At 73.7% G+C, this 3512-nt stretch carries 4 protein-coding genes; all 4 read right to left on the reverse strand.

Annotated features, from left to right (window positions below; all coding sequences use genetic code 11):
• The coding region (rlmN, locus tag ABEB16_RS01035; RefSeq protein WP_425560068.1) for a dual-specificity RNA methyltransferase RlmN at window positions 1–1181 on the reverse strand (1181 nt) is incomplete at its 3' end.
• Window positions 1182–1231: 50 nt separating this feature from the next.
• Window positions 1232–2134, reverse strand: a complete 903-nt coding sequence (locus tag ABEB16_RS01040; RefSeq protein WP_345710424.1) for a phosphatidate cytidylyltransferase — start codon at window positions 2132–2134, stop codon at window positions 1232–1234.
• Window positions 2131–2688: a ribosome recycling factor gene (frr, locus tag ABEB16_RS01045; RefSeq protein WP_345710426.1), complete on the reverse strand. Its 558-nt coding sequence runs from the start codon at window positions 2686–2688 to the stop codon at window positions 2131–2133. Before frr ends, ABEB16_RS01040 begins: the two co-directional genes overlap by 4 nt.
• Before the next feature lie 46 nt (window positions 2689–2734).
• On the reverse strand, window positions 2735–3499 hold the full coding sequence (gene pyrH / locus ABEB16_RS01050) for a UMP kinase (protein WP_425560069.1): 765 nt from the start codon (window positions 3497–3499) through the stop codon (window positions 2735–2737).
• Window positions 3500–3512: the final 13 nt, after the last annotated feature.

The raw sequence follows: 3512 nt of genomic DNA on the forward strand, positions 1-3512 counted from the left end.
CAGGCCCCGTCGATCTCGCGGCCGCGGGTGTCGCGCACCGTCGTGGGGACGCCGCGGGCCTGCAGGGCTGCGACGAAGGCGCGCTCGACCGCCGGGTCGCTGGCCGTCCACCGCGAGCCCGGCGTGGGGTTGAGCGGGATGGGGTTGACGTGCACCCAGCCGCGACCGCGGGCGTTGAGCAGCTTGCCGAGCCGGTCCGCCCGCCACGCCTGGTCGTTCACGTCGCGGATGAGGGCGTACTCGATGCTGACGCGCCGGCCCGTGGCCTCGAAGTAGCGGCGGGCGGCGTCGAGGGTCTCGCCCACCTTCCACCGCGTGTTGATCGGCACGAGCTCGTCGCGCAGCTCGTCGTCGGGGGCGTGCAGGCTCAGGGCGAGCGTCACGGGGACGCCCTCGCCGGCCAGCTTGTCGATGGCCGGTACCAGGCCCACCGTCGACATCGTCACGCCGCGCGCGGAGATGCCCAGGCCGTCGGGGGCGGGCTGCGTGAGCCGGCGGATGGCGGCGACGGCGGCCTTGTAGTTGGCCAGCGCCTCGCCCATGCCCATGAACACGACGTTGCTCACCCGGCCCGGGCCGCCGGCGACCTCGCCGCGGTGCAGCGCGCGGGCGGCGGCGAGCACCTGCTCGACGATCTCCGCGGTGGACATGTTGCGCGTCAGGCCGGCCTGGCCGGTGGCGCAGAAGGGGCAGTTCATCCCGCAGCCGGCCTGGCTGGAGATGCACACCGTCGCGCGGTCGGGGTAGCGCATGAGCACCGACTCCACGAGGGCGCCGTCGAACAGCCGCCACAGCGTCTTGACCGTCGTGCCGCCGTCGCACTCCTGGGTGCGCACCGGCGTCAGGAGGGTGGGCAGCAGCGCGCCCGCCAGCCGGTCGCGGCTGGCGGCGGGCAGGTCCGTCATGCGCTCGGGGGCGTCCTCGAGGCGCTCGTACCAGTGGGTGGCCAGCTGCCTGGCGCGGAACGGCTTCTCGCCCAGCTCGGCGACCGCGGCGGCGCGCTCGCCCGGCTCCAGGTCGGACAGGTGCCGCGGCGGCTTGCCGCGCCGGGGCGCGGTCATCACGAGGCGACCGGGCCCGGCGGGGGCCAGCGGCAGGGGAGGGCGCGGCGCGTCGCCCGTCGCGGCGGTCGCAGGCGTGGTGGGGGCGGTGGTGTCGGTCGCCGTCGGGTCAGCAGCCATGGTGTTCCCATGGTCGCACGGCGCGGCGCTCGCACGTCGCGACGCGGACCTCACGGCCCGGGTGGGGACACCGCGGCCAGCAGCACCAGGTGGATGACGGGTGCGGTGGGCAGGATGGAGTCGAGGCGGTCCATGATCCCCCCGTGCTCGGGCAGCAGGTCGCTCATGTCCTTGATGCCGAGGTCCCGCTTGAGCAACGACTCCGACAGGTCCCCCACCGTGGCGCTGACCACCGCGGCCAGCCCCAGCAGCGCACCGGCCCACCACGGCCCGTGCAGGGCGAGCGGCACGGAGACCGCACCCGCGGCCGCACCGAGGGCGAGGGAGCCCGCCAGGCCCTCCCAGGACTTCTTGGGGCTGACGGTGGGGGCCATGGGGTGCCTGCCGAACAGCACCCCGGCGACGAAACCGCCGATGTCGCTGGCCACGACGAGCAGGACGAAGACGAAGATCCGCCACGGCCCGTCGGGAGCGGCGAGCATGAGCATCGCGAAACCCGCGAGGAAGGGCACGTAGGTCGCGATGAAGACCCCGGCCGTCACGTCGCGCACCGCGGGCACCCGCGCGAGCCCGGTCTCCGGGCCCCGCGCGGCGGGGTGCCCGCCGAGACGCCACAGCAGCAGGGCCCCCACCGTCAGCGCGTGCGCGACGAAGAGGCTCTCCACCCCGCCGACGTAGGCGGCCGGCAGCATCGCCACCGCCCCGGCCACCAGCGGCGGCACGGGCACGTCGAGGTGGTGGGCGCGGAAGGCCAGGGCCATCTCCCGCACCGCGACGGCGCAGGCCACCGTCGCGACGACGACGAAGGCCTCCCTGCGGATGAGCAGGCTGGCCACGAACACGGCCCCGAGCGCGACCCCCACCCCGATGGCGACCGGCAGGTTGCGGCCGGCCCGGGGGCGGCGGGCGGTACCCGGGGGGCCGGCCGGAGCCGGCGGGACCGCCCCGTTCACACCGCGAGCAGCTCGGCTTCCTTGTTCTTCAGCAGGTCGTCGATGACGTCCACGTGCCGCTTGGTGGCGCCCTCGAGCTCCTTCTCCGCGCGCACCACCTCGTCCTCGCCGGCCTCGCCGTCCTTGACGATGCGGTCCAGCTCCTCCTTGGCCCGGCGGCGGATGTTGCGGATGGAGACGCGGGCGTCCTCGGCCTTGGTGCGGGCCAGCTTGATGTAGTCGCGGCGCCGCTCCTCCGTCAGCTGCGGCAGGACGATGCGGATCACGGCACCGTCGTTGCCCGGGTTGACCCCGAGGTCGGAGTTGCGCAGCGCCTTCTCGATCTCGGCCATCGCACCCCGGTCGAACGGGGTGATGAGCACCGAGCGCGCCTCGGGGATCTGGAAGGAGGCGAGCTGCTGCAGCGGCGTCGGCGCACCGTAGTAGTCGACGAGGATCTTGTGGAACATCGCGGCGTTGGCTCGTCCCGTCCGGATGCCCGCGAAGTCCTCCTTCGCGACGTCGATCGCCTTGTCCATCTTCTCCTCGGCCTCGAGGAGGGTGTCGTCGATCACTGTCGTCCCTTCGTCCACCGCGAGCGTCGTACCGGCCGGGCGGGGCTCACCCCGCGGTGACCAGCGTGCCGATCCTCTCACCCCGCAGCGCGGCCGCGACGTTGCCCTGTCCCTCCATGCCGAAGACCACCATGGGCAGCCGGTTGTCCATGCAGAGGCTGAAGGCGGTGGTGTCGACGACCTTGAGCCCGCGCTGCAGGGCCTCGCCGTAGGTGATGGCGTCGACCTTCGTGGCCGTCGTGTCGTAGCGGGGGTCGCCGGTGTAGACGCCGTCCACCCCGTTCTTCGCCATGAGCACGACGTCCGCGCGGACCTCCAGGGCCCGCTGCGCGGCGACGGTGTCGGTGGAGAAGTACGGCAGGCCCGCGCCGGCACCGAAGATCACCACGCGCCCCTTCTCCATGTGCCGGATGGCGCGGCGGGGGATGTAGGGCTCGGCCACCTGCCCCATCGTGATGGCCGTCTGCACCCGGGTGTCGACCTTCGCCTGCTCCAGGAAGTCCTGCAGCGCGAGGCAGTTCATGACGGTGCCGAGCATGCCCATGTAGTCGGCGCGGGTGCGGTCCATGCCGCGCTGGGACAGCTCCGCGCCGCGGAAGAAGTTGCCGCCACCCACGACGATGGCCACCTGCACGCCCTGGCGGACCGGGACGGCGATCTCGCGGGCCATGCGGGCGACGACGTCGGGGTCGACGCCCACGCTGCCGTTGCCGAACATCTCACCGGACAGCTTCAGCAGGACCCGCCGGTAGTGCGGGGCGGGCTCGACGGTCCCCGCCTCGAGGTCGACGGTCAGGCTGGTCTCGGGCACGCGGGCTCCTCGG

This window comes from Kineococcus glutinatus, from assembly GCF_039542765.1.
In the GTDB taxonomy this organism is placed as follows: Bacteria; Actinomycetota; Actinomycetes; order Actinomycetales; family Kineococcaceae; genus Kineococcus_A; species Kineococcus_A glutinatus.